This window comes from Streptococcus sp. HMSC064H09, from assembly GCF_001812625.1.
Classification (GTDB): Bacteria; Bacillota; Bacilli; order Lactobacillales; family Streptococcaceae; genus Streptococcus.
Map to the genome: position 1 here is coordinate 60,359 of NZ_KV809569.1, position 25,283 is coordinate 85,641.

17 protein-coding genes are annotated in these 25,283 nt (G+C 39.0%); 11 read left to right on the forward strand and 6 right to left on the reverse strand.

Annotation, left to right across the window (positions count from 1 at the left end; genetic code table 11):
• Positions 1-11: 11 nt before the first annotated feature.
• The gene (locus HMPREF2867_RS11325; RefSeq protein WP_002885386.1) at positions 12-1,169 is read right to left on the reverse strand and encodes a hypothetical protein; all 1,158 of its coding nucleotides are present in this window, start codon (positions 1,167-1,169) and stop codon (positions 12-14) included.
• 510 nt (positions 1,170-1,679) lie between these two features.
• The gene (locus HMPREF2867_RS03185) at positions 1,680-4,829 is read right to left on the reverse strand and encodes a KxYKxGKxW signal peptide domain-containing protein (RefSeq protein ID WP_070575748.1); all 3,150 of its coding nucleotides are present in this window, start codon (positions 4,827-4,829) and stop codon (positions 1,680-1,682) included.
• A 326-nt stretch (positions 4,830-5,155) separates the two neighbouring features.
• Here HMPREF2867_RS03185 and HMPREF2867_RS03190 point away from each other — a divergent pair, with 326 nt between their 5' ends.
• The 3 genes from HMPREF2867_RS03190 (at position 5,156) to HMPREF2867_RS03200 (ending at position 9,889) form a co-directional block, all read left to right on the forward strand.
• Complete coding sequence (locus tag HMPREF2867_RS03190; RefSeq protein ID WP_070575751.1) at positions 5,156-6,541, forward strand: amino acid permease; 1,386 nt, start codon at positions 5,156-5,158, stop codon at positions 6,539-6,541.
• A gap of 74 nt (positions 6,542-6,615) precedes the next feature.
• Positions 6,616-7,059 (forward strand): ASCH domain-containing protein, encoded by a 444-nt coding sequence (locus HMPREF2867_RS03195; protein ID WP_037610488.1) that lies wholly within the window; start codon positions 6,616-6,618, stop codon positions 7,057-7,059.
• Between the two features lie 121 nt (positions 7,060-7,180).
• Positions 7,181-9,889: a carbohydrate-binding domain-containing protein gene (locus tag HMPREF2867_RS03200; RefSeq protein WP_070575754.1), complete on the forward strand. Its 2,709-nt coding sequence runs from the start codon at positions 7,181-7,183 to the stop codon at positions 9,887-9,889.
• A 66-nt stretch (positions 9,890-9,955) separates the two neighbouring features.
• On the opposite strand, the gene HMPREF2867_RS03205 is transcribed toward HMPREF2867_RS03200, so the two are convergent.
• The 3 genes from HMPREF2867_RS03205 to HMPREF2867_RS03215 all read right to left on the reverse strand — a co-directional run bounded on the left by HMPREF2867_RS03205 (position 9,956) and on the right by HMPREF2867_RS03215 (position 11,298).
• Complete coding sequence (locus HMPREF2867_RS03205) at positions 9,956-10,150, reverse strand: CsbD family protein (protein WP_013990383.1); 195 nt, start codon at positions 10,148-10,150, stop codon at positions 9,956-9,958.
• 66 nt (positions 10,151-10,216) lie between these two features.
• Positions 10,217-10,849 (reverse strand): DUF421 domain-containing protein, encoded by a 633-nt coding sequence (locus tag HMPREF2867_RS03210; protein ID WP_070575757.1) that lies wholly within the window; start codon positions 10,847-10,849, stop codon positions 10,217-10,219.
• Positions 10,846-11,298: a DUF3290 family protein gene (locus HMPREF2867_RS03215; protein ID WP_002885310.1), complete on the reverse strand. Its 453-nt coding sequence runs from the start codon at positions 11,296-11,298 to the stop codon at positions 10,846-10,848. Before HMPREF2867_RS03215 ends, HMPREF2867_RS03210 begins: the two co-directional genes overlap by 4 nt.
• A 374-nt stretch (positions 11,299-11,672) precedes the next feature.
• Between HMPREF2867_RS03215 and manA the strand changes: the two genes are divergently transcribed.
• The 7 genes from manA (at position 11,673) to msrB (ending at position 22,405) form a co-directional block, all read left to right on the forward strand.
• Positions 11,673-12,614 (forward strand): mannose-6-phosphate isomerase, class I, encoded by a 942-nt coding sequence (manA, locus tag HMPREF2867_RS03220; RefSeq protein ID WP_070575760.1) that lies wholly within the window; start codon positions 11,673-11,675, stop codon positions 12,612-12,614.
• Between the two features lie 215 nt (positions 12,615-12,829).
• Positions 12,830-14,158 (forward strand): branched-chain amino acid transport system II carrier protein, encoded by a 1,329-nt coding sequence (gene brnQ / locus HMPREF2867_RS03225; protein WP_070575763.1) that lies wholly within the window; start codon positions 12,830-12,832, stop codon positions 14,156-14,158.
• A gap of 165 nt (positions 14,159-14,323) precedes the next feature.
• Positions 14,324-16,798, forward strand: a complete 2,475-nt coding sequence (locus HMPREF2867_RS03230) for a dynamin family protein (protein WP_070575766.1) — start codon at positions 14,324-14,326, stop codon at positions 16,796-16,798.
• A gap of 20 nt (positions 16,799-16,818) precedes the next feature.
• On the forward strand, positions 16,819-20,331 hold the full coding sequence (locus tag HMPREF2867_RS03235; protein WP_070575767.1) for an ATP-binding protein: 3,513 nt from the start codon (positions 16,819-16,821) through the stop codon (positions 20,329-20,331).
• A complete protein-coding gene (locus HMPREF2867_RS03240; RefSeq protein ID WP_070575770.1) occupies positions 20,331-20,924 on the forward strand; it encodes an HNH endonuclease in 594 nt (197 codons plus the stop codon). Before HMPREF2867_RS03235 ends, HMPREF2867_RS03240 begins: the two co-directional genes overlap by 1 nt.
• The gene (locus HMPREF2867_RS03245) at positions 20,921-21,298 is read left to right on the forward strand and encodes a hypothetical protein (protein ID WP_060972823.1); all 378 of its coding nucleotides are present in this window, start codon (positions 20,921-20,923) and stop codon (positions 21,296-21,298) included. The genes HMPREF2867_RS03240 and HMPREF2867_RS03245 overlap by 4 nt, the downstream gene beginning before the upstream one ends.
• 156 nt (positions 21,299-21,454) lie before the next feature.
• Positions 21,455-22,405, forward strand: coding sequence for a peptide-methionine (R)-S-oxide reductase MsrB (gene msrB, locus HMPREF2867_RS03250; RefSeq protein WP_070575773.1), 951 nt, complete (start codon positions 21,455-21,457; stop codon positions 22,403-22,405).
• 884 nt (positions 22,406-23,289) lie between these two features.
• On the opposite strand, the gene HMPREF2867_RS03260 is transcribed toward msrB, so the two are convergent.
• Positions 23,290-24,636, reverse strand: a complete 1,347-nt coding sequence (locus tag HMPREF2867_RS03260; RefSeq protein WP_070575776.1) for an MATE family efflux transporter — start codon at positions 24,634-24,636, stop codon at positions 23,290-23,292.
• Positions 24,637-24,807: 171 nt separating this feature from the next.
• On the opposite strand from HMPREF2867_RS03260, the gene HMPREF2867_RS03265 reads away from it, so the two are divergent.
• Positions 24,808-25,224 carry a pyridoxamine 5'-phosphate oxidase family protein gene (locus tag HMPREF2867_RS03265; RefSeq protein WP_070575778.1) on the forward strand — a complete coding sequence of 139 codons (417 nt, stop codon included), beginning with the start codon at positions 24,808-24,810 and terminating at the stop codon, positions 25,222-25,224.
• The last annotated feature ends 59 nt before the right edge of the window (positions 25,225-25,283 follow it).

The window sequence follows — 25,283 nt, forward strand, 5'->3', positions numbered from 1 at the left end:
TTTTTTTTTGCTTATAAGTAGTCTACTGCAAGAATAGGAGTGTTCTTTTTAGCCGGTACACGTGTTTTCACACCATTATTCCCTTTAGGGAGACGTAATTTTGTAGTTCCTTGGTTTGAAGAATTTGTTTGGTGTTTGTAGTTAACAGGGATACGCGTTTTCACACCGTTATTGCCTTTAGGAAGACGAAGTTTTTTAGCACTTGTTGGTGTAGCTGGTGTTACAGGTTTTTCAGCTGTTCCTTCAGTAACTTCCTTGTAAATATAAGTGATTGTCACAGTATTTGAAATACGAATTTTGTGTGACTTAATTTCTTGATCATCAGTTGATTGTAGCTTATATGTTTTACCATTAGCTTGGATCGTTTCAGGCGCAGTCGGGAAATAGGCATAGTAAGCTAAATCAATATCGCGTCTAACCATGTTGACTTTGATTGGAGCAATTTCCTGTCCCTTCTCATCGACAAAACGGGCTTGTTGTGCGACAGTTGGAGCAAGGTCAACATCATCATAGAAGTAAGTGACATCAATAATAGGACTTGAAGCAATCCCTTTTTTAGGTGCGCCGTAATTACTCTTATTGTTAAGCACTATGTCGTCGTATTTAGCAAAATACCATGTTTTTCCGTTTTCATCGGTAACCGTTGCTGGTGCAAAAGCAGATGTGTCGTATTCAGTGAATGCAGGTACTTTAATCGTTGTGTAAAGCACATCTTTTTGAGAGCTAAATTGTGAATAACTTGCTTCAGTTGTACGACGAATATGATGAATACGAACTTCTGACACACGTTCATCAACCGTTGGTGTGTTTACAACTGGACTTGATTCTTCAAGACTTACAGGAGTTGTATTTTCAACTGCTGGTGTAGGAGTACTTGCAGGTGTAGTTACTTCCTCGCTAAGGATAGCAGTGCTCGCTGAGTTAACCTCAGTGGCAGGATTAGCAGTAGCAGTTGTGCTTACTGATTCGCTAGTTAGATTAACATCAACGGCTGAAGCAGGGATGTTTTCAACAACTAGGTTTTCAAAAGAAGTGTTATCAAGAGCCTCTGTAGCGGGAAGACTTACTGGCAATTCTTGTTCATCTGCAAGTGCAGAAGATGATAGACCAAGTGCTAAAATTGCAGCACTAAGACCAATAGTAGCATGTAATTTCTTATTCATGTTCATTAATTCCTCCTTGATATATGATGATTATAACAGAGGTGATTATAAAAGTCAAAAAATTAAAAATATGTAAATTGAAAAATTTTGTTTGATACTTAAAATGATTTAAAACATGATAGTAATAGTACATTACGAGTGTTAATGTAAAATTTCATTCAAAAATTAGGGCTTTTTATGATTTTCTAGAGGATTCATAAAAGTGATTTATGTTTAATAAAAAACTTATATTTCAAAAACTTTAATCAATAATATATGAACATTTATTGTCATATCCCTGATAATTGTAGCAGTTCTCTATTCTCTATTCTCTAGTTACTCTGGTATTGACGAACCTTATCCACTATACCATGTCGAATATTGATTATGAAACGCCTATACTTTACAAAGAGGTTTAGCTTTTATTTTTGTTATGGTTACCAACCTTCTAAGTTTTAAGATGAGAATGCCAGGCCCTCCTAGCCAATAATTTTGGTGTCAAAAAAACCAAGACTTTCGTCTCGGTTTCATCTCATCTTATGACACGACATGTCCATCTTTGTCGAAGGTATAGAGTTTACCGTCGATGAGGACAGAGCGGTTAGTGTATTTTTCTCCTGTTTTAGGATCGAAATAGTAGGTATAGTTATCGACTGTGACGAAACGTCCTAGGACTTGTTTACCTTCAGCGTCGAAGTAGAGGACCTTGCCATCAACTTCTTGGAAGCCGGTCACTTTCTCACCTTTGTCATTGTAATAGTAGTTATCGCCTTTATCGTAGACAATACGATTGCGATAGGCAGGTTCACCCTTGCGGTCAGCAACTACACCATTGTCATCAGCATTATAGGCTCTGTCTCCGATGACAAAACGTCCTGTTTCAAGGTTTCCGCTATCTCGGAAGTAGTAGTCCTTGCCGTCGATGGTTTGCCAACCTGTCAGAGCAGCTCCGTCGTTGCCATAGTAGCGTGTTGGGTAGTATGGGAAGCGTGGAGAACCTTCGTAGTTGTATGATTTTGAAAAGGCGTTGCGTGTCATGATACCAGTCAATTGGTCAAATTGGTAAGTCTTACCATTGATTGTGACCTCTGTGCCTTTGGCTTGGCGGCCATCGTCATAGAAATAGTAAGTGACGCCATCAAAGGTCTTCAAGCCAGTGACTTTTTGACCATTTTCATAGAGATAACTTGTGCCGCTACGATCCGTCTGCAATTGGTCAAAGTGGATGGCTTTTTCTTTTGCCGCATCAATACCCTTGGCATCAAAATTAAAGGTTACACCGCGATAGGTAAGGGCCTTATTAGTTGTTGCAATGGCAACGTTTGTGGTCACTTTTTGGCCATTTGGTGCTGTGAAGGTCATAGGTGTTGAGTCGAAGTGGTAGAGGTGTCCATTAAGAATGTCCCATTCGTCAAAAGTTGACCATTGTGATTGGCGGACGTTACTATATTTAGATCCAAGAATCTTACCATCATATTGATAAGGACCTTCTTTGATATTACCGTCGGCATCTGTAACATAGACACCTTCAAGTTCATACGAATTTTCACCAGTACGCTTGAACTCAGGATAGAGACCGTTTGTCAAGAGTTTTCCATCTGGGCTAAAGAGTTGAGAGTTGATAACTCCTGTGTAGAGGTTTCCTTTAGGTGTGTCGTCATCAGAATAGTCGCTACCATAATAACGGTTGCCATCAACTTCAAACCAGCCTGTCTTGAAGGCACCATCACTTCCTGCGTAGTAGATGTTTTCAGAGAAGTTACCGTAACGACCAGTAGATTTATCATGGTAGAAGGCATTACGAAGGACAGCACCAGTGTCTTTGTTGGCAAAGTAGTAGTTATCACCTAGGTTGAAAATACTTCCTCGGACTTGTTGGCCCTTATCGTTGAAGTAGAAGAGGTCCTTGTTAATAGTTTGGAAACCAGTGACCTTTTTACCATTGGCATCGTAGTAGTACCATTCTTGATCAGTACCTTTAACAAATTGATTTCGATTTGTGGTTTGGTCAGCTTTAGTAGTCGCCACACCATTGCTATCAAATTTATAGACCGTACCGTTTAAGGTAAGTGAGCGATTTACCCACTTGTCACCTGTATTTGGATCGAAGTAGTAGGTTTTGCCACCAACAGTAACCAGTTGTCCCTTGGCTTGTACACCATATTCGTGGAAATAAAGGTTCTGTCCGTTAATGGTTTGGAAACCAGATACGGCTTTACCATCAGCTCCGAAGTAGTACCAAGAGTTATCTCTATTAACGAATTGGTTGGTTACTGGATTTCCATTGTCTTTGTCGAAATAGTAGATATCGTTACCGTAGTAAAGGAAGTCCCCTTTGACTTGTTGACCATTGTCATTGAAGTAGTGAAGGCTACCGTCTACTGTTTGAAAGCCATGAAGCGCTTTACCATCTTTACCAAAGTAATACCAATTCCCTTTATCGTCAGAAACATAACGGTTGGTTACCATGATACCAGTCTTGGGGTCAAAATAATACTGTTGTCCGTTCAGGTTTTGAACACTTGTCTTGTAGTGAGCTTGGCTACGGTCTAGAAATTCGGTTTGGAAACCAAATGGGGCTGAGAAGCCTTTAGTTGCCTTGAAGTCATTGATGTAATACCAGTTTCCAGCTTTATCCGAAACAAAGACAAAATTAGGTTGATTACCAGTAGCATCAAAGTAGTAAAGATTTCCATTTTCAGTGATGAAGTCATCTTTGACCATCTTGCCATCTTTGTCGAAGTAGTAAAAGCCAAAGTATTTATGGTTGACGTTGTTAAGAGCTTGGAGACCTGTTACGCGACGTCCATTGTCTTTATCGAAATAGTAGCTATCACCATTAATAGTGACGATTTCGTTTTTAGCTTGTCGACCATCTTCGTGGAAGTAGAGGTTAAAGCCATCGATGTTCTGAGCACCAGTGACGGGTTTGCCATCTTTGCCGAGGTAATACCAGTTGTGGTTGTTGTCTTCAATAAACTGGTTGCGTTTGTTCGTTTCAGGCAGAACTGCTGTCAAACGACCTTGGGCATCAGCTTTGTAGGCTTGACCATCAATGTTGATAGAGGTATTGGTTACCTTACGTCCATTGGCTTTGTCATAGTAGCAAGATTGTCCATTTTCTGTGATAATCTCACCCTTGGCTTGCTTGCCATCCTCGTGAAAATAAAGGTCGAAATGGTCAACGTTTTGGGCACCTGTCAGATTTTTCCCATCTTTGAGATAGTACCAGTTGCCCTCAGCATCGCTCTTGAATTGACCGCCAGAAACGACAGTAGTTTCAACAGACTCCGGTGCTTGACTGTTTACTTCGGTGACTGTGCTAGCTGTTTCTGAAGTTGAGGTAGCGGTTCTCGTTTCGCCACTAGACAAATTGTAAGTGCTACTTGCTTGGTCTTCCTTAAGGACTGGCTGCTTATCAGTTGTGACAGTAGCAGTTGTATCAGTTGCCTTATTGGTTGCGCCTTGATCAGCTTTTGTCGTAGCTACAGTTGTTTCTGTGACAACAAGCTCAGGATCCTGACTGACGCTTTCAGGCGTGCTAGCTGAGGTAACTTGATTTGTAGCTTGCTCGTCGGCAGAGACACCAACTCCAATCAATGAGGCACCAAGTGCCAAACCAGACACGGCAATGGTAACCCATTGTTTTTTCACTTTATGAAGTTTAAAATGAACTTTATTTTCCATAAAAGTTCCCCTTTTCCTTTTTAATGACCCCATTCTAACATCTTTCATTAGAAGAATCAAACGCATTCATAAGATTTTCATGTTTTTTTCTAAAAATTGAAAATTCTTTCTAGGTAAGGATTTGAGAAACAAAAAAGAATGATAAATGACCACTTTAGTAAGCTCCTTTTAATCGAGATGTATGGAAAATTAAAAAGTAAGCATTAGGAGTCCCCATCTTCAACATAGCATTCACCAATAAAAGTATAAAAATACAGAAAAAGGCCCATTTAGACCAAGAAATATGGTATAATAGTTCGGTATTTTGCAAAAAATGGAGTATAAAAATGAGTATTTTTCGTAAAAAGGATGTCGGTCTCGCTCAGACTGAGATGAAACGACATCTGACCCTTAGGGATGTGGTCCTGCTGGGAATCGGTGCCATGGTTGGTACAGGAATCTTTACGATTACTGGTACCGCGGCATCGACTCTGGCTGGTCCTGCCCTGATTATTTCAGTCTTGATTTCAGCAGTGTGTGTTGGGATGTCAGCGATTTTCTTTGCCGAGTTTGCCTCATGTTCCCCATCAGCCGGTGGTGTCTATGGTTACCTCTATGCTGTCTGGGGGGAGTATCCTGCCTGGATGGGTGGCTGGTTGACCATGATTGTCTTTATGAATGCCGTATCCAGTGTTGCCTCTGGTTGGGGTGCTTACCTCAAGGGGCTACTTGCTAGCTTTGGTCTTAAGTTGCCTCAAGCTATCAGTGGACCTTTCAATCCCAGTCAAGGTACTTACATTGATCTTTTGCCAGTCTTGGTCTTGGTCTTGGTGACGGCTCTTCTTCTCATGAATTCCAAGCAGGCCCTTCGTTTGAACTCCCTCTTGGTAGTGCTCAAGTTTTCAGCCTTGGCGGTCTTTATCTTAGTGGGCCTCTTCCATTTGAATCCTAGCAACTGGGCAGATTTTGCACCATTTGGCTTTGGTCAGATTTATGGAGGAAAAACTGGGATTATGGCAGGTGCCTCCCTCATGTTCTTTGGATTTCTTGGTTTTGAGTCTATCTCTATGACCGTAGATGAGATTAAAGAGCCGCAAAAGAACGTTCCTCGAGGTATCATTCTTGCCTTGATTATCGTGGCTTCACTCTATGCAGTGGTTTCGCTGGTCTTGACAGGAGTGGTTCACTATACCAAGTTGAATGTTGATGATGCCGTGGCTTATGCCCTTCGCTATATCGGGATTTCTTGGGCAGCCAACTACGTCTCTGTCGTTGCTATTATGACCTTGATTACGGTATGTATTTCAATGGCCTACGCCCTTAGCCGTATGGTTTATAGCCTGGCGCGTGATGGTTTCCTTCCTCAAACCTTCCAAAAGGTTTCAAAGACTAATAAGGTTCCACATCATGCGACACTTTTGACAGGCGTATTGTCAGCTATCTCGGCAGGTATCTTCTCCTTGGCCAACATGGCATCATTGGTTAACATTGCGACCTTGGCTTACTTAGTTCTCTTGGCTATTGCCCTCATTATTCTTCGTAAGGACAAGGGCTTGCCACAGAAGGACGAGTTCAAGGTTCCATTTGTTCCGGTCTTGCCTATTATTTCAATTATCGTCTGTCTCTCCTTTATGAGTCAGTACAGTTGGCAGACATGGTTAGCCTTTGGTTTGGCAGTGCTAATCGGTTCAGTTATTTATGCCTTTTACGGTTACAAACATTCTAAATATTAAGATGAAAATGATAGTACCATCTGGTCTATCATTTTTTGATATAATGGAAGGAAAGTAAAAGCAGGAGTAGATTGATGAAATCAGACCAGATGTGGCAAGCCTATAAGATTTTAAATCAGACAATCGGAGATAAGATTGATGCCTGGGCTTTTGGCGTGGAAGCAGATTATTTGGCAGAGCTCGTATTGATGGGGCAAAAGACAGCAACCAGTTCAGCTTTTGACTTGTATGCAGTGGGGAATGAACCATTGCCCAAGGAAAATGAACTGAGCGTCATTCTTGATAGTAAGGAGAATGCTATTTGTATTATTGAAACGACGAAAGTTGAGGTCATCCCATTTAAAGAGGTTTCTGAAAAACATGCCTACAAGGAAGGTGAAGGAGACCGTAGGTTAACCTATTGGCGAGAGCTTCATGAGGATCTCTTTAGCAAATGGTTGCATGAGGTTGGATTACATTTTAGTCAGGAAAGTCTGGTTGTTTTGGAAGAATTTAGGGTGGTCTATCCCAGAGATTGAAAGTTCCCAATATCTTGGGGACTTTTTTTACTTTAAGGAAAGATTAACCTTTCTTTAAGTCTTGTCTTAGGTTTCTTGTGTTTAATAGAGGCATCTCAAAAGTAAGAAAGAGGTCTAACATATGACATATAAACATAGCAAACAAACACAAGAACGTTATGCCATTAAAAAATCATCAAAATGGAAAACAGCGGGTTCAGTCCTAGTAGCGAGCTTAATTTTTGGTAGCTCGGTCGTCTTAAATGAAAATAAGGCTTCAGCCGATGAGACTAACACCGAATCAACACTCTCAACGGTTACGACGGGTGAAACCACTGCCGATTTGATTGAAGAAAGTGTTCAGACAGAAGAAGCGTCAAATACTACTGAAACAAGTACAGACACTGATACAAGTACTACAACTACGACATCCGACACGGCTTCATCAGCAACAAGTACAACAGCAGACACAACAGATACATCGTCAAGTAGTGAAACATCTGATCAGTCAAGCACATCTTCAACTTCAGAAGCCAGTTCTTCTGAAACTGCTGCAACAACAACTAATGAAATTTCAGAAACGGCAACAACTACTACAGATGAAAGCAGTGGCACTAGTACAAGCTCCACTGAAGCGACCGCTTCAGAGACAGCTTCAGTTCTAACCAACAACGCTTCAGATACTACGTCTGAGACAACAACTGAGTCTAGCAGTGATGATTCAGAAAGCACGACGACCACGATTACCTTTAATGGGACAACTGTGGTAACGAGTGATAGTAGCACAGTAACAGTTGATGGCACTACCGTTACCATTAATCAATCAGGTTCATATACACTAACAGGTAATGGCTCAAGTTATACTATTATTGTGTCTGGTAGCGTGACGGATCCGGTGACAATCTACTTGGATGGAGTGACCTTAACAGATTCGTCAATCACTTCTAATTCCTCAGCAGAATTGACAGTGAATGTCCTTTCAGACAGTTCTATCTCTTCAACCTCTGCTAATGCCATCGAAGCAGCGGGAGCTTTGACCATTACCAGCGGTACTGGAAGTAGCTTGGCCCTTTCAAGTACTGAAAAGCACGCCATTAAGGCTGATAGTGTAACGGTTGACTCTGTAACGCTTGATTTGACTTCTGAGGCCAAGGATGGCATCAATGCGACGACAGCTGTAATCATTAAAAATGCCACAGTCAACATCACGGCAACTGATGACGGTATTCAGGTCGAAGACGAAACAGATGTGAACAGTGGTGATTTGACGATTACCGACTCAACGGTAACCATTAATGCAACTGATAAAGGTATCACGGTTACAGATGAATTGACTGTCGAAGGCAATTCTAAAGTAACAGTTGTAGCAGGTGACGAAGGCCTTGAAGGGCGTTATATCAATTTGACAGGTGGAACCGTTGATATCACTGCTGGTGATGACGGTATTAACGCCACTGAGTGGACGACCAAGGACAGCGCTGATACTTCAAGCTTAACCAATTCGACTTCTGACTTGGAAAATGAAGTGGGCATCAATATTGACGGTGCAACGGTAACTATCTTGGCAGACGGTGATGGTATCGACAGTAACGGCAATGTGACAGTGAAAAGTGGTTCTCTCTACGTCGCTCAGACAAGTGCAGATAATGCTGCTATCGACTACGATGGAACAGGTATTATTTCTGGCGGTACCGTTTGGGCCATAGGTAACCAAGGAATGGCTCAGGCCTTTACAACTGGTTCAAGCCAGTCTTATATCATGGCCAACATCTCTGGTAGTGCTGGAGATACCATCACAGTTACAGATAGTTCTGGAAATGTTGTAGCGACCACAACAGCAACAACTTCATTTGGAAATGTGGTCTTTAGTACCGAGAGTCTAACTTCGGGTGAAACCTATACCATTACGACATCAAGTGGTGCTAGTGTGACTGCAACAGCTACTGAAGAAGGTACAAACAATGGTCCTGGTGCTGGTGGCATGGGCGGCTTCCCAGGTGGTGGTTTTGGTAATAGTTCAATGTCTGATAATTTCGGAGGCTACGGCGGACCAACTAGCTATGGTGGCAGCTCTACCAATACCGGAAGCGTTAACACACCATGGGGGCAATCAGGTACGACAAGTTCTGAGAATACAACTAGTACAAGTAGTACAAGTTCAACAAGCCAGACGGTTAATACTGGACTTCCTACCCCACCAAACTTTGCTAGTCAAACAAGTAACTCAACGTCTCCAAATGTGAGTACCACAACTTCTACGACTGCTAGTGTCACAAAGTCTCCAACTGCGAATGCCTCAGCCTCTGCGACTGCTAGCAATTCAGTAGCAACTAATGCGAACCAAGCAGATGCAACTACTTCAGCAACGACAGCCAGAAGCACAAGCCCATCAGGTCAAGGCTCATCAACGACTAGAGCTGCAGAGCCTGAAGTACGATCACTTATATCTGAAGTAGCAGTTGCCAATCGGTCAGCAGAAGCACAGCCTGAACAGGCAAGTACCAATACATCAAGCAGTGCCCAACAACAAGCTCATGAGACAGCTGAGAAGTTGAATAAGATTTTCACTCAAAATCAAAGTTCCCAAGCGGAATCAAAAGGTCAGCTAAGAGAAGTTTCCAACCAAAAGGAAGCTACAAAAACAAATGTTCAGACTGATTTTGCTCAAAAACAAAATACCCAAACAAGTTCTAAGGCTAATCAGTCATCTAAAAGTTCACAAAGCAATCAAACAAGTAAATCAAGTCTACCAAATACTGGTGATGTGAGTAGCTTGGGACTAGGCGCATTAGGAGCTGTACTTATGACAACATCATTTGCACTTAAAGGAAGCAAGCATTCTCGTAAGTAATTTCAGTTTAGAAAACATATAAAAAGAAGTTCTCTTGCCAAATGGCTTGAAAACTTCTTTTTTGTCTTATTTTTTAAAGCTATTTTTAAGGCCTTCAACAGCACCTTCAATGCCTTCTTTAACATCTTCGAGACCGTCTTTTGCTTTTGCTACAACTTTTTCAACAGCACCTTCAATTTCAGTCTTTTTGTCGCCAGTCAGTTTACCAGCACCCTCTTTAAGAGCACCTTTAGCTTGATTCAATTTATCTTCGATTCCCATGATAGAACCTCCTTTTTATGATGAGACCATTGTAGACAATATTAAACGGTAATGCAAGTATTTTGTTTAATAAGTGACAACATTAATCTTTCCTTTATCATATTCAGCGATGAAGATATCTGAAATGTTGTCATATCCCATTTTTTGAAGCTCTTCATTTAACCAATCCTCCGTTTTACCAATAGTATCAAGAATTTCTGTTTGAATGACCCCATCAGTAACGATTAGGTATTTCGGATTTTCATCACCCGCACGAACCACAATCAATTGGCCGTTCTGTTCAATAACTGCACGTTTAACCTCTTTAAGTTGAAAAATTCCTTGGGAACGTAATTTTAAAGCGACATCAGAGGCTGAAAGTCCTTTAGAGCGACAAGCTTCAGGATCTAGTTGACCATGTTTGATGATGACAGTTGGTTTACCGTCAATCAAATGTTTGATAAAGAGAATATTGGTAATTAGCCATTTTAGAAGTAAAATCAAAATCGTCCAAATAATCAAAATCACGATATATTGGAGGATTGAAACGGTACTACTATAAATTGTACCACCGAGGATTGCACCAAGAACAAAGTTCTGTACTTGGTCAGTAGCTGAGCTAGGTGCTAGGTTTCCTTTACCTGTTAAATTGATAACAAAGACGAGTGAAATAAGCCCCAAAGCTAGTTTAATTGCAACAGTAAGATAAAAAGATGTCATTTTTTAACCTCCACGAGTTCAACATCAGACTTGTAAAGTTTTATTTGTTCTAGCAAGTAGCTGTCAGGTTCTGAACCTGAGATGGCACGATAGTACTTGTTTCCAACTTTGAGGATAGCGCCATCTGTAGTAGTAGAAGTATTGACATAAACCTTGCTCTTATCAACGTCAAGATTTTTAGACACAACCTCGATAAAGTGAAGAGATGCTCTAAATTGGTCGTTGTTAGATTGATTGCTTTGGAAATTACTGATAGCAATTAGAACCACGGCAACTAAGGTTAAAATAGAAATAATAGAGAGTTCACGAAACTTAGTATCATGGCGTTCTTTGAAGGCTTTAAAAGCAAATACACCGGTCACTAAAATAAGTCCTGCAGTAATGGCAACCATAACCCAGTTTTGTTGGCTAATCTGACTTAGCACATAGTCATAGGAATAGAATTTCATTGAGAGATTTCCTTTCATAATATCAATAACATTATAGGTTAAAAAGTCTTTAAATTCAATCAAACTATCCGAAAAATGAAGGAATGAGTAGGATTCTTAAAGGAAATTTGCTATTGAAATGACTTGCAGCCATTAAGCCAAAATCTTATGATTTCTTTAAGGACTCTGTTGATATTTTCACAAATTATGCTTATAATTGAGGTAATTACTCGTCAAAGTCTGTTTGTGATTTGCTGATGATGGAGCTTACTGGCTATAGGTGATTTTTGGAACATCCGCTTTAAAGTGGAACTGATTCATTTATCATGATGTGAGTAATCATCTATGTTAAGACATAGATTTTGAGTCTATTCATTCTTATATAAGGAGTTTTTATGTCTGAACCTTTATTTTTGCAATCTGTCATGCAAGAGAAAATTTGGGGTGGCACGCATTTGCGTGATGTCTTTGGCTACGACATTCCAAGCGACCATGTCGGAGAGTACTGGGCTATTTCTGCTCACCCAAATGGTGTTTCTACTATTAAGAATGGTCGTTATGCCGGTCAAACTTTAGATGTTCTTTATGCAGAGCACCGTGAGTTGTTCGGCAATCGTCAGGAACCTGTCTTCCCACTTTTGACTAAGATTTTGGATGCCAATGATTGGCTTAGCGTACAGGTCCATCCAGATGATGCTTATGGACTTGAACATGAAGGTGAGCTTGGTAAAACAGAGTGTTGGTATATCATTGCTGCTAAGCCAGGCGCTGAAATTATTTATGGCCACAACGCCAAATCAAAAGAAGAACTGCGTCAGCAAATTGAAAGTAAGGATTGGGAAAATCTTTTGACTAAGGTTCCAGTTAAAGCAGGTGATTTCTTCTATGTGCCAAGTGGTACCATGCATGCTATTGGTGCAGGTATCATGGTTCTTGAAACGCAACAATCTAGTGATACGACCTACCGTGTTTATGATTTTGACCGTAAAGATGATCAAGGTAACCTGCGTGAACTCCATCTTGAAAAATCTATCGATGTGCTTAATATCGGTGAGCCAGCCAACAGTCGACCAGTCACAACAAAAGTAGATGACCTCAAATCAACGCTCTTAGTAGCAAGTGATTTCTTCGCCGTTTATAAATGGGAAATCTCAGGTAAGGCTGATTTTGAAAAGACTGCTGATTACAGTTTGTTTAGTGTACTTGACGGTCAAGGAAGCCTCTTAGTCGATGATCAAGAATACCCAATTGCAAAAGGCAGCCACTTTATTCTTCCTAGCGATGTTGAATCATGGCAAATTAAGGGAGAGCTTGAATTGATTGTCAGTCACCCATAATCAAAATATCAAACTAGACGAGATGAGAATCTTGTCTAGTTTTTTCGTACAAGGATACAGAAAATTTGCAATTTTAAAAACCTTTGTAAATACGTTTCAATAGCTTGAAGTTCCAAACTAATCATGTCATACTAAATAAGTTGACTAAAATTATAATAAACAAGTTGTGTCTATTTGGGGCATAAGATCTTGTTTGTTTTAGATTGGAGAAACTTATGTTAAAAAAGGGAAGCCTTACAGCTTTATTGTTGTTTGGTATGTTCTTTGGAGCGGGAAATCTGACCTTCCCCCCTCAGTTAGGCTTTGAATCTGGAGGTCATTTTTGGCCAGCCATTGCCGGCTTTGTCCTATCAGGTGTTGGTATTGCCATCCTAACACTGGTTATCGGGACTTTAAATCCTAAGGGTTACATTCATGAGATTTCTCAAAAAATCTCGCCTAAGTTTGCCCTAGTCTATTTGGCAGTACTTTATCTGTCCATTGGTCCTTTCTTTGCCATTCCTAGAACGGCGGCCACCGCCTTTTCAATTGGCTTCTCGCCTTTGATTGGAAGTGGACATACTAGCCTTTGGCTCTTTGTCTTTACCGTAATCTACTTTGCTCTAGCACTTTGGATTGCCATGAATCCATCTAAAATTTTAGATAGTATTGGACGTATATTGACGCCTATCTTTGCCATCATGATTGTTGTCGTTATCGTGGCAGGAGCATTTAAATATGGTGGTTACAATCCTCAGGATGCAAGTCAAGCCTATCAGGCTTCTGCTTTTGGTAAAGGATTCTTGGAAGGCTACAACACCTTGGATGCCTTGGCTTCTGTGGCCTTCAGTGTAGTAGCAGTAGTCACACTCAACCAATTAGGCTTCAAGTCTAAAAAAGAGTATATCTCAACGATTTGGGTCGTTGGTTTCGTAGTGACTATCCTCTTCGGTGCTCTGTATTTGGGATTAGCCTTTTTGGGGAATCATTTCCCACTCCAAGTGGCGGGATTACCAAAAGATGCCAATATTGGTGCAAGTGTCTTGTCACAAGCCACACAAGCCATCTTTGGACCAGCGGCTCAGATTTTCCTAGCTATCATGGTGACAGTGACTTGCTTCACAACAACCGCAGGACTTATCGTTGCGACTGGGGAATTCTTCCACAAGGCATTTCCGAAAGTATCTTACAAGGCTTACGCCATTATCTTTGCCTTGATTGGGTTTGCGATTGCCAACTTGGGACTTAACAATATCATTGCTTTCTCAGTGCCAGTGCTTTTAATTCTCTACCCAATCACCATCACGATTGTTATGATTGTGATTGCCAACAAGTTCGTGGCCTTGTCTAAACCTGGTATGCAAGTGACAGTTGCAGTAGTCACGCTGATTGCCTTGCTTAGTGTAATTGGAAGCCAGTTTAAACTTGCGGGACTCAATGCCTTCATTAACTTCCTTCCATTATCAGGAGCATCACTGCCATGGTTGATACCAGCCATCTTGTGTATCCTTTTGTCTCTCCTCTTACCTGATAAGATCAAGAGCGAAAGCTTTGAAATGGAATAAAAATAATATCCTATCACATAATATGTGGTGGGATTTTTTTTTGTGTGGGGGATAGATTAAATTTGGATTAGATAAATAAAAATAGTTAGATTTTATAGAAAGCGCATACAGAAAACCATTTGCTGTGATATAATACACTTGTATTTTTAAATAATCGGAGTAATTATGAATAAAATTAAAGTGGTAAGTAATCCTTACGAAAAGACAGTAACTTTCAGTCGCTACGACTTATCTAGTGATAATTGGGTGACAATAAATAGTGATAATAACTCAAATAGCAAGCTAGTTTCAGCCGTTTTTCAACGTGGCTTTTTTCCCTTTAAGGTATATGATATTTTAAAAGAAATTGAAAATGAATATTCTATTCCTGATGAAAAACTAGAATTAATTTTTGAAGGGCCTAATGATGAGAAGCAACAGTTAGAAGAGGCTTTAAAAGATGAGCGGTTTTCAAATATTATTTTGTCATCATCAACAAACTATTTAGAGAATGCACGTGATGTTCTGCCAGAAATTAATCGTATTTTTAGAAATCTTGAGCCACTGATTATAAAGAATATTGGTGAGAGCAACAAGGAAATTGAAGCACAGTTAAAACGCTTTTCGGATGCTTCGGGAGATACAGTTCCTATCTGTGTGCTCGGAACTTATAGTGCAGGAAAGTCGACCTTTATTAATGCTTTGATTGGACAGGAATTACTTCCAAGTGCTGAGACTCCTGTGACCGCTAAAATCTATAAGGTCACAGCTAGTCCTTATGAAGATCGTGCTAAAATCTCTTTTATATTTAAAGATGATAGAGTTGTTCTTACTTTCCATGATGATCAAGTGTTTTATGATGGATTAAATGAGACTGATGCATTTGGTAAGGAAATAAATGAAATATTGACTGATTCTTTTGATTCAATCATTTCAAAGCTACATGCAGTATTAGAAGTTATCAATGATTTTGCTGATAAAGGTGTTGGAGATTTAATCGAAATAAATGTTCCTTTTTCAAAAGGTATTTTAGGAGATGTAGGCTCAAAAATTACGATATTTGATACTCCGGGTTCTAATTCATCAACAAATAGTCAACATTCAGAAGTTCTCGCTAATGCCATGGCTGGTATGTCAAATGGATTACCAGTTTTTGTAACTGACAGTAGTTCCTTGGATAGCAAAGACAACAGTAACTTAAAAGAAAAGCTTATTTCAGTAGATGGATTAGATGAACGGTTCACCATGATTGTGGTTAATAAGGCTGAGGCTGCAGATTTAAGTCTGGCTAATTTTAAACGTGATTCGTTTAGAAACAAGATTATGAATCAAGTCGTTCCAAGAGAATTATATGCTCAAGGCATTTATTACGTGTCTTCAATTTTAGGACTTGGATCGAAGTTAAAAGGGCATTTAGAGGGAGGATTCTATTCTGAGCAATTTGATACTTATAGAGAAAAATACTCAAATCCTGAAACGAAATACTATAAGAAGTTGTATGAGTTTGATATTCTTCCAAGACAAATGTCTAATACTGTTCGAGCAACTGCTGAAAAAAGTTCCGACCTTATTTATGCAAATAGTGGTTTATTAACCATTGAGGATTCTATTAAAACCTTTGTCGACCGCTATTCACACTATGACAAGTGTCAACAGGCAAAAGCTTTATTAGATAAACTACTATTGAGAACAAATGAAGTAATTACAGAGAAAAACGAAGATTTACGTAGTAGAGAGGCAGAATTAGAGGCTAATCTTGATGACCAAAAATCTGTCATTGTTGAAAGATTGAAATCCACTTCATTATCCCAAAAAAATGACCTTTTGATCAAGTATCCAAAAGAAATGAAGATTTTCCAAGAGCGTCTAATGAAACAGATTGAAAAAGGGGATGTTCTAGACCGTTATAATGAAATACACAAAGAGATACTCTCATTAAATCCAACTTTAAATTTAACTGAGCATCAACAAATAGATATTAGTAATCTAAAATTAGGCAATATCAGTAATGAGTTTAGTAACTATCTCAGTGTTACACGTGAGAACAAGACAAAGAAAATCAATTTAGAGAATCTAGCTTCTGCACAAACAGTCGACTATTTTAGAAATAACTTTGTAGAAGAACTTTATTTTTCAAGGATTGAATTTGAACGTATGTCTAGCAGTTTTTGGTCTAATCATGCTTCTGAGATAAAATCTCATTTTGAGCGTATTATTTCAGGTGATTTGGGACTTGAACCAGAAAAACGTCAAAAGCTTTCTCAATTGATTTTATCTTATGAAGAGATAGATTTTACTCAATTAAATCTTGAAAAGTTTAGTAAAGAAGAACTTAGTTATGTATTTAGATTGGGAGACTTTACTTTGAAATCAAGTAAAGTTAACGCATCTGGCCTTAAGAAGACCTATAATGATTTATTTAAATGTAAGATGACAGAATTTGCAGGAAGTATTTGTTCGGAACACGAGAAAGCTTTTAAAATTTGGCTAGTAAATCTTACAAGTATAATTGTTCAAAATATTATTGAATTTAGTCCAGAATTAAGTGCTTTGAATACGAAAATTCAGAAAACAAGAAATGAAGTTGCAAGCTTAGAGGAGCAACAGCAACAAATTGAAAATTATACTAACCAGATTAAACAAATGATTACTTGGAAATAGTTTTTTTGTAGGTGAATCTTATGGGAATAAAAAACATTATTAATAAGGCAGGAGCTAAGGCCGCAGATAAAGTTGCTAAACTTTCAGCTTTGAGCCCTGAGCAACTCAAACAAGTTGAGGAGCAAAGAGAGAAGTATCTGGCAGATCAACCTAATATTAGCGATGAGGAATTAACGAACCGTTTATTAGCTTCATGTGGAGTAGAAATTTTTAATTCGTATTTGGAACAAATAAAAGAACTCTATGTTCCTATAGAAAATAAGGTAGAATTTGGTACAGACTTTCAGGAATCATATAATATCAGGTATTTCAATATCACAAAATGGGTCGTTGACAAAAAAGAAAATAGTTTAGAAAAGCTTGTCAATGTCTATGAGGTGCTATCTAATGAAGACTGTAATATTGCTCTCGTTTTCAATCGAACTGAGACTAATACAGAAGTTTTTCTGGCTGTAGTAAATACTAAGAATGATTCTGATAATGTCAATGTCGAAAATTATCGTAAGCGATTGTTAGAAGCCATTAAAGGTAACTTTCCTGGCTCTATGGTTCAAAATGAGAGGGGAATTGGTAGGATTCCTTGTCTAGCAAACTCTAAGCCTTATTCGGTGGCAACGGTGTCAAATTTACCAACTGCCAAATCTGAAAAATTTATTAGCCAAACCATTGAAAAATTGATTGATGGAATCATTCCGTCAGAACCATCCGAAAACTATACCTTAATTCTTTTAGCAAGTCCTATCCAAGATATAGAAAATAGAAAGTTGCGTTTGTCTGAGCTATTTTCAGCCTTAGCACCATATGAAAAATGGCAAACCAACTATACTTTCACTGCTTCAGATGCAACGACCTCTATGGCTACTTTTGGTGTTAATGTAGGAGCTAGTGCAGGTATTCAACACGGTAAGAATCAGTCAGTTAACCAATCTGCTGGAGACACACAAACCAGTGGTGAATCTCAAACGGATTCGTCTGGACAAACTGATGGTACCAATACATCTCATACAGATGGTACAAATAAACAATCAACAACGACTGGAACAATAGGATCGAGTGCAACTTCATCTGTCAGTTCTAGTGTAACTGGAGGTTCGAGTGTGAGTGTAGGTGCAGCTGGGACTGGGGCGCAAGTTAGTCAGAGTAGTACAGTTGGAGTGAGTCAGACATTAGGTGTTAGTACTAGTCTTAGCCAAGCACTAACTAAGGGAATTACATCTTCAGACACTATTGGTCAATCGACTGCAAAAACTGTTAGCCGTGCGCTTGCTAAAACTGCTAGTCGTGCCTTATCTCAAACAGTTGGTCAAACCTTGGGCTCTTCAAGTGGTGTTAACTTAGGTTCTAATATCGGTGCTAATTTTGCGCGTGCCTCAAATGTGACTGCTACTGTTGGTAAGAACGAGGGCATTACCCAGTCCTTTACCAATCATAATATTTCTCACGCCCTTAAGGTCCTTGAAGAACAGATGAAACGTTTTGAAAAAGGAACGGCTATGGGCATGTGGGAGTTCGCTGCCTATGTACTCAGTGAGGATCAAAATATTGCGAATAATGTTGCTCATACTTACTTAGCTTTGACCCAAGGAGAAGAGTCCTTTATGAGTCAGTCTTCTGTTAATTTATGGAGGGGAGATTTAGGTGAGAGCAGTGGTGATGCAGAAGAAATAGTTGCTTATCTAAGAGAATTACGCCATCCCTTATTTGGACTGAATCCTAATCTGTTATTAGCTGATTCAACCTTTAATGTCTATCCATCTATTGTGACGTCAACAGTACCTCTTACTGGTCAAGAATTGGCCTTTTCATTGAACTTCCCTAGAAAATCTATTCCAGGACTACCGATTTTAGAGTGTGCAGAGTTCGGACGAAATATTGCTAAATTTGATGAAGAATCTGTTACTGATAAGATGCTTCATTTAGGTGATATTTTCCATATGTATCATAAGGAAGATGTACCAGTCAATCTGAGCCAAAACTCTTTAGCTTCACATGTTTTTGTGACAGGGAGTACGGGATCTGGTAAGAGTAATACGATTTATCAACTTCTCAACGAAGGCAGAAAGAATGACTTGAAATTCCTAGTTGTTGAACCTGCAAAAGGAGAATATAAGCATGTCTTTGGTAACCACGACGATGTTTCAGTTTATGGAACGAATCCTCAGTTAACACCATTGCTGAGGTTGAATCCGTTTAGTTTCCCTAAAGAAATTCATATTTTAGAGCATCTAGATAGACTAGTTGAAATTTTTAATGTATGCTGGCCGATGTATGCGGCTATGCCAGCTGTTTTAAAAAAAGCTGTAGAACAATCTTATCAAGATTGTGGATGGGATCTTCTTCAATCAAGCAATCCTTATGGTAGACTCTATCCAAATTTCAATGATATAGCAGATAATATTAAGACGATTATTGATTCCAGTGAATATGATGATGAGAATAAAGGTGCTTACAAGGGAGCCTTGCTAACTCGAATCGAATCTCTGACAAACGGTATTAATGGACTTATCTTTTCAAATGATGAACTCACCAATGAGCATCTATTTGATTCAAATGTCATTGTTGACCTCAGTAGAGTTGGTTCCACTGAGACTAAATCTTTGCTAATGGGTATTTTGGTCTTGAAACTGCAAGAGTATCGCATGGCTAACGGGGATATGAATGCCGAATTAAAACACATCACTGTGCTTGAAGAAGCTCATAACCTCCTAAAACGCACATCAACAGAACAAATGGCTGAATCAGCTAATCTCTTAGGTAAAAGTGTGGAGATGTTGGCAAATGCCATTGCTGAAATGCGAACATATGGAGAAGGATTTATTATTGCTGATCAAGCTCCAGGTTTAATGGATTTGTCAGTTATCCGAAATACCAATACTAAGATTATCATGCGATTACCTGATTTTTCAGATCGTGATTTAGTAGGGAAGTCAGCTAATCTAAATGATGACCAAATCATAGAACTAGCCAAATTACCAAAGGGTGTTGCAGCAGTCTATCAAAATGAATGGATTCAACCAGTTTTATGTAAGGTTGAAAAAGTTGAGTATGATTCTAATACATTTCAGAATACGTTTGTAGGAAGTGCTACGCCTAAAAGCTTCAAAGTCGATAATGTCAAATCGGTTATTTTAGATTATCTTATAACAAATTGGATGTCCGAAGGTAATCATATAGATTATTCTAGTGTGAGTGAATTGATTGTAAATTCAAATATCAGCTCAAAAATTAAACGGCTTCTTATGGAAGTCAATGATGCTGGTGGAGACGTTAATTTGAAGAGTATTAGAGAACTTGTATATGAATTGCTAGATGCCAATCAAGCCATTGAAAAATCAAAGGATAAAGACGAGATTCATGATTGGGTTGATACTGTTGTACATAATTTCCAACTACCTATTGAATTTTACTCTAAAGAAATCATTAATATCATCTTGGCATTGGTAATTGAAGAACAACAGTTTCGAGATTCTTCCTACGAAAATCTATTTAAACGTTTTGTTGAAGTTCAAACAAAAGAAGGGGGCGTATACTAATGGAAGGAAAAATTCTTGAAGCAGTGAAAAATACTGCCGATAATTTTAAGAGTATTCTCCCACAGGATAAGTTGTCTGGACAAGACATTAAAAGTTTTACAAAATCACTTTTTAAAATAAATGACAATAATATTGAAAAGCAATTTATTCCTAGCACAAATGGTAACTGGACTGGTGAGCCTGGAAATTCGAAATGGATTCCTGATCCAAACTATGTTCCGCAGAATACACAAACGAATCCAGAACAGAAAACGATTAAGGAAATATTTCAACCATATGGTATTGATGGAATTACCTTTAAAAATTTTGAACCAGATTTTACACCTATAGCTAAAGAAAGCTTTAAAATAAAAAACTTTTCAGAAAAAAGGAATAAAAATTTTAAACAAGGTGATTTACAATTAGCTATCAAAATGGGAGTCAGTCCCGAAGAGGCAAAAGCTTATAGAAAAGAACATAGGCTTACCTATCATGAAAGAAGTGACATGAAAACCTTAGATCTGGTACCTATAGATGCCCACGGTGCAATTCCACATAAAGGTGGAATCGCTAAATGTAAAGAATTAAATGAAAAGAAAGGTAATGAATCATGATAGAGTCAAAATTTGGTGAATTAGAATTTGATTTTGGGTATTACACTCAGCTTGAAGTAAATTTGTTTTCACAATCTCAAATTGTTCCTGTAGATTTTTCTGCGTACTATGAAAATGATGGTATTACTGAACAACAAGAATCGGTATATTCTCACTTTCTAGAGGAAAAAGATAAACAGTTAGAAAAACTTCAAGCCCTGTTGATAGCTGAATTTGGTATTGAAAGTAAACAGAGATTTAGTTTAAGTGAATTGTATATCGAGAGAACTGGAGAACTAGCATTCCTATTTGATGATTCTGAAAATCCTGATGAAGGAATTGTTGTCCAATTGTTACCTGATGTATTGATTACCTGTCAATCTGTTTATTTGTAGAGTTATCAAGGTAATAAAGTCATCTATTTGGGTCCTATCACATAATATATGATGGGATTTTTTTGTCTCTCCAAGTCACCTTAAGTGCGAAATTTGCTGAAAAGCGTTACACTTAAGGCGTGGAGATGCAAGTATCTATTGAAGGGAGTGTTAAAAATGTCAAATCCTAATAATCATACTATTTATCTTGCTGGTGGCTGTTTCTGGGGCGTGGAGGAATACTTTTCACGTGTTCCTGGTGTGCTTGATGCGGTTTCGGGTTATGCTAATGGGCGTAGTGAGACGACTCGCTATGAACTTATTGGTCAGACGGGCCACGCTGAAACTGTTCAGGTAACCTATGATGCTAGCAAAGTGTCATTGCGAGAGATTTTGCTACATTTCTTTCGTATTATCAATCCTCTAAGCAAAAATAAACAGGGTAATGATGTTGGAACTCAGTACCGTACGGGTGTTTACTATACCGATGAAAATGACTTGCCAATTATCGAGCAAGTTTTCCAAGAAATGACTGAGCAATACGGTCAGCCTTTGGCGGTTGAATTGTTGCCTCTGAAGCACTTTATTCCTGCAGAGGATTACCATCAAGATTATCTCAAGAAGAATCCTAATGGCTACTGTCATATCAATGTCCATCAGGCAGCTAGTCCAGTCATTGATGCCAGTGCTTATCACAAGCCAAATCAGGAGGGGCTTAAGGAAAGCTTGAGTCCAGAAGCCTATGCTGTGACCCAGGAAAATGGAACGGAACGTGCCTTTACGAGTCCGCTTTGGAATCAGTTTGAGCCTGGAATTTACGTTGACGTGGTGACTGGCGAGCCACTCTTTTCATCCAAGGATAAGTTTGATTCAGCCTGTGGCTGGCCGAGTTTCTCTCGTCCTATTAGTCCTGAGGTAGCCAATTACAAGGAAGACCATTCTCACAATATGGATCGTATTGAGGTACGTAGTCGTGTGGGTGATTCTCATCTAGGTCATGTCTTTCCAGATGGGCCAAGTGATAGAGGTGGTTTACGCTACTGTATCAATGGTGTAGCAACGCGATTTGTTCCTAAAGCTGACATGGCAAAAGAGGGCTATGCTTACTTGCTTGATCAAGTGGAATGATTAGGTATTCTGAAGGAATGATATTACTTACTAAAAAGAGGTTGGTTCCCCTTGGTTCTAACCTCTTTTTTCATGACAGAAGAAGATGTAAATAAGATGAAAGCCTTTTAAACCTAACATGATATGTAACCTAACCATTCAGGATAAAAAAGTGACCTTTCATTACATTTTTTAACAATTTGGGCAAAATTGTTTTATGTTTCAAATAAAAAAATAGTACACTATAATAGTGAGAAATCTGACAAGTGTCAATATGTCCTTCTCCTTAGCTTTTGCTGGTTTTGGCGTCTGTAAACATTATTGTACTTTGTGTAATAATGAGTCTCCCCAACCTCCCAATATGATTTTATATGTCTTAACTTACCTTAACAAGACTAGCAAGAGATACTAAGATATTTCCTTAAGAAGTAATGACAGCACTTGTTAGATTTTATGATAACATTCAGATAGTCCTAAGGACTATTTTATTGTGCGAAACCTTTGTGACGGAGATTATTATGGAATGGATGAATAAACTAATCATATTAATAGCCATTTGTGTCTTGTGGTTCTGGTCTTTTCTTTTACTTCCTAAAACAGGGGAGAAAGTAGTTTATTTTTATCATTTCCTAGCTCTCTGTGGTTTAGTCATGATTTATGGTGCCCTAGTTGATCCAGCTGGTCTCTGTGATACTTTTTTCAATATTAAACATCTATGTTTTCATTAATGCATCCAGTTTGGTAATAGGTTAGGAAAATCTGAATATAATTAATCACTCATCAAAAGAAGCTTTCTGTGTATTGATAACAGTCTATCTGTTTTCAATATGCAGGAGGTTTTTTTCTGTATTATCGAGGTTTGAGCATAGAAAAAGCAGTCTGACAAGACTGCTTCAGGGATATCACTATTGTGATTCGTAACGTTTGACGATTCTATTTAAGCGCCATTGGTAACAGAGACCACTGACGATAAGGCTGGCAATCAGGCCAATCCAGTAACTGTAGGGACCTAGCCCAGTGACTTTTTCAAGCAGGAAGCCTACTGGGAGGGTGATGCCCCAGTAGGTTAGGACACCGAGATAAAAAGGTACCTTGGTATCTTTATAGCCACGCAGGATTCCTTGAAGCGGAGCCGCAAAGACATCTGCCACTTGGAAGAAGAGGCTATAGGTCATGAAAATGGCCGTCATTTTCAAAAAGTCAGGCTCATGCCCATAAAGTTCAGCCAAATCATAACGCAAGAAGTAGAGGAAAATCAAGGTAAAGATAGAAAATCCTAGGGCTGTCAACCGTCCCAGCTTGCTGTAGCTCTTGACGGCATCCATGCGTCTGGCCCCAAATTCGTAGGAAATAATGATAGCCATGGCACTGGAAATGCTGAGAGGGAAGGCGTACATGAGATTTGAGAAATTCATGGCCGCCTGGTGACTAGCAATCACTAGTGACGGATACTTAGACATAAGCAAACCAACACCAGAAAAGATTGCGACTTCCGCAAAGACGGTCCCACCAATAGGGAGACCTAGTTTAAGGGCGTCAAGCAGAGCTGCTTTATCAAGGGGTTGAACCTTTTCAATGTGGTAGGGCTTAATCTTTTTATGCTTTCTGATAACCGAGATGGAAATAAGGAGAAGGGCCCAATAAGCCATTGAAGTTCCCAGACCTGCCCCGGCTCCACCTAACTCTGGTAGACCAGCAATGCCATAGATGAGGAGGAAATTGAAGAAACCATTGAGAGGTAGGAGCAAAAGCATGAGATACATGGAAAGGCGCGTGAGGCCAAGGGCATCAAGGAAGGAGCGAACCACGCTAAAGAGTAGAAGGGGAATAATCCCAAGACTCAAAAAGCGTAAATAACCAAGGGCAACCTTTCTGACCAAAGGCTCCAAACCTAAATGATTCAAAACCAAGGGTGCCCCTAGAAAAACGAGGGCAAAGAGGATCAGTGATAGACCCAAAGCCATATAAAGAAATTGATAGAAATCAGGTGCCACTCGGTCCTTGCGACCTGCCCCTAGATGGTGTCCGATAATAGGAACTAGGGCAGATACGATACCTGTTAAGAAGGTGAAAAAAGGACTCCATAAACTCGTTGCCATGGCTACCCCCGCCAAGTGTAGGGCATCGTATTGACCAGTCATGGTAGTGTCCACAAAAGCTGCTGAAAAGTTGGCAAACTGATAGATCAGTATGGGCACAAAAATCTTGAAGAAAACAAGAAATCGCTCACGGAGAGAATGTGTTTCGTGCATTCTGTTTTCCTTTCTAAATTAATTTTTCAAACATTTATATTTTCATTGTACTATAGATATGACTTGCTTTCAATCAGTTTTAAGCTTAAAGAAACACTTTGCTTTCATTTTCTCGACTGACATTTTAGAGTCTTTCAGATATAATTAATCTAAGGAAATGAGGCTTTGAAAATGAACACGAAAACAGAATTTTTGAGAATAATGGTGGAACAAACAGAAATGGCCTTGGCAACTTCTGTGAATAACGTTCCTAATGTGAGAATCGTAAATTTCTATTTTGATCCTTGTGAAAACATTCTTTATTTTTCGTCCTTTAAAGATAATGACAAAGTTAAGGAAATAGAAGAAAATCCTTCTATCGCTTTTACCACTATTCCTCACACTGGAAACCAGCATGTCAAAGCCAAAGGTCTCGCAAAAAGAAGTTCGAAAACGGTAGTTGATATGGCAGAACATTTCATTGCAAAGGTTCCAGATTATAAAAAGACGATAGATTACGCAGGAGAATCGCTGATTCTATTTGAGGTGAGATTTGATACCGCTATTGTTACCAAAGATCTTGCTACCATCAGTACGTTAAGACTATAATAAAAACTCCTCTTATGGATCAGTAAATGTACTGACCCCAAAAAGTTAGACATTTAATT

What these genes read in the sequence shown, in the direction of transcription:
- HMPREF2867_RS11325 (WP_002885386.1), bottom strand. Translation starts at nt 1,169, where the DNA reads ATGAACATGAATAAGAAATTACATGCTACTATTGGTCTTAGTGCTGCA.
- HMPREF2867_RS03185 (WP_070575748.1), bottom strand. Translation starts at nt 4,829, where the DNA reads ATGGAAAATAAAGTTCATTTTAAACTTCATAAAGTGAAAAAACAATGG.
- HMPREF2867_RS03190 (WP_070575751.1), top strand. Translation starts at nt 5,156, where the DNA reads ATGAGTATTTTTCGTAAAAAGGATGTCGGTCTCGCTCAGACTGAGATG.
- HMPREF2867_RS03195 (WP_037610488.1), top strand. Translation starts at nt 6,616, where the DNA reads ATGAAATCAGACCAGATGTGGCAAGCCTATAAGATTTTAAATCAGACA.
- HMPREF2867_RS03200 (WP_070575754.1), top strand. Translation starts at nt 7,181, where the DNA reads ATGACATATAAACATAGCAAACAAACACAAGAACGTTATGCCATTAAA.
- HMPREF2867_RS03205 (WP_013990383.1), bottom strand. Translation starts at nt 10,150, where the DNA reads ATGGGAATCGAAGATAAATTGAATCAAGCTAAAGGTGCTCTTAAAGAG.
- HMPREF2867_RS03210 (WP_070575757.1), bottom strand. Translation starts at nt 10,849, where the DNA reads ATGACATCTTTTTATCTTACTGTTGCAATTAAACTAGCTTTGGGGCTT.
- HMPREF2867_RS03215 (WP_002885310.1), bottom strand. Translation starts at nt 11,298, where the DNA reads ATGAAATTCTATTCCTATGACTATGTGCTAAGTCAGATTAGCCAACAA.
- manA (WP_070575760.1), top strand. Translation starts at nt 11,673, where the DNA reads ATGTCTGAACCTTTATTTTTGCAATCTGTCATGCAAGAGAAAATTTGG.
- brnQ (WP_070575763.1), top strand. Translation starts at nt 12,830, where the DNA reads ATGTTAAAAAAGGGAAGCCTTACAGCTTTATTGTTGTTTGGTATGTTC.
- HMPREF2867_RS03230 (WP_070575766.1), top strand. Translation starts at nt 14,324, where the DNA reads ATGAATAAAATTAAAGTGGTAAGTAATCCTTACGAAAAGACAGTAACT.
- HMPREF2867_RS03235 (WP_070575767.1), top strand. Translation starts at nt 16,819, where the DNA reads ATGGGAATAAAAAACATTATTAATAAGGCAGGAGCTAAGGCCGCAGAT.
- HMPREF2867_RS03240 (WP_070575770.1), top strand. Translation starts at nt 20,331, where the DNA reads ATGGAAGGAAAAATTCTTGAAGCAGTGAAAAATACTGCCGATAATTTT.
- HMPREF2867_RS03245 (WP_060972823.1), top strand. Translation starts at nt 20,921, where the DNA reads ATGATAGAGTCAAAATTTGGTGAATTAGAATTTGATTTTGGGTATTAC.
- msrB (WP_070575773.1), top strand. Translation starts at nt 21,455, where the DNA reads ATGTCAAATCCTAATAATCATACTATTTATCTTGCTGGTGGCTGTTTC.
- HMPREF2867_RS03260 (WP_070575776.1), bottom strand. Translation starts at nt 24,636, where the DNA reads ATGCACGAAACACATTCTCTCCGTGAGCGATTTCTTGTTTTCTTCAAG.
- HMPREF2867_RS03265 (WP_070575778.1), top strand. Translation starts at nt 24,808, where the DNA reads ATGAACACGAAAACAGAATTTTTGAGAATAATGGTGGAACAAACAGAA.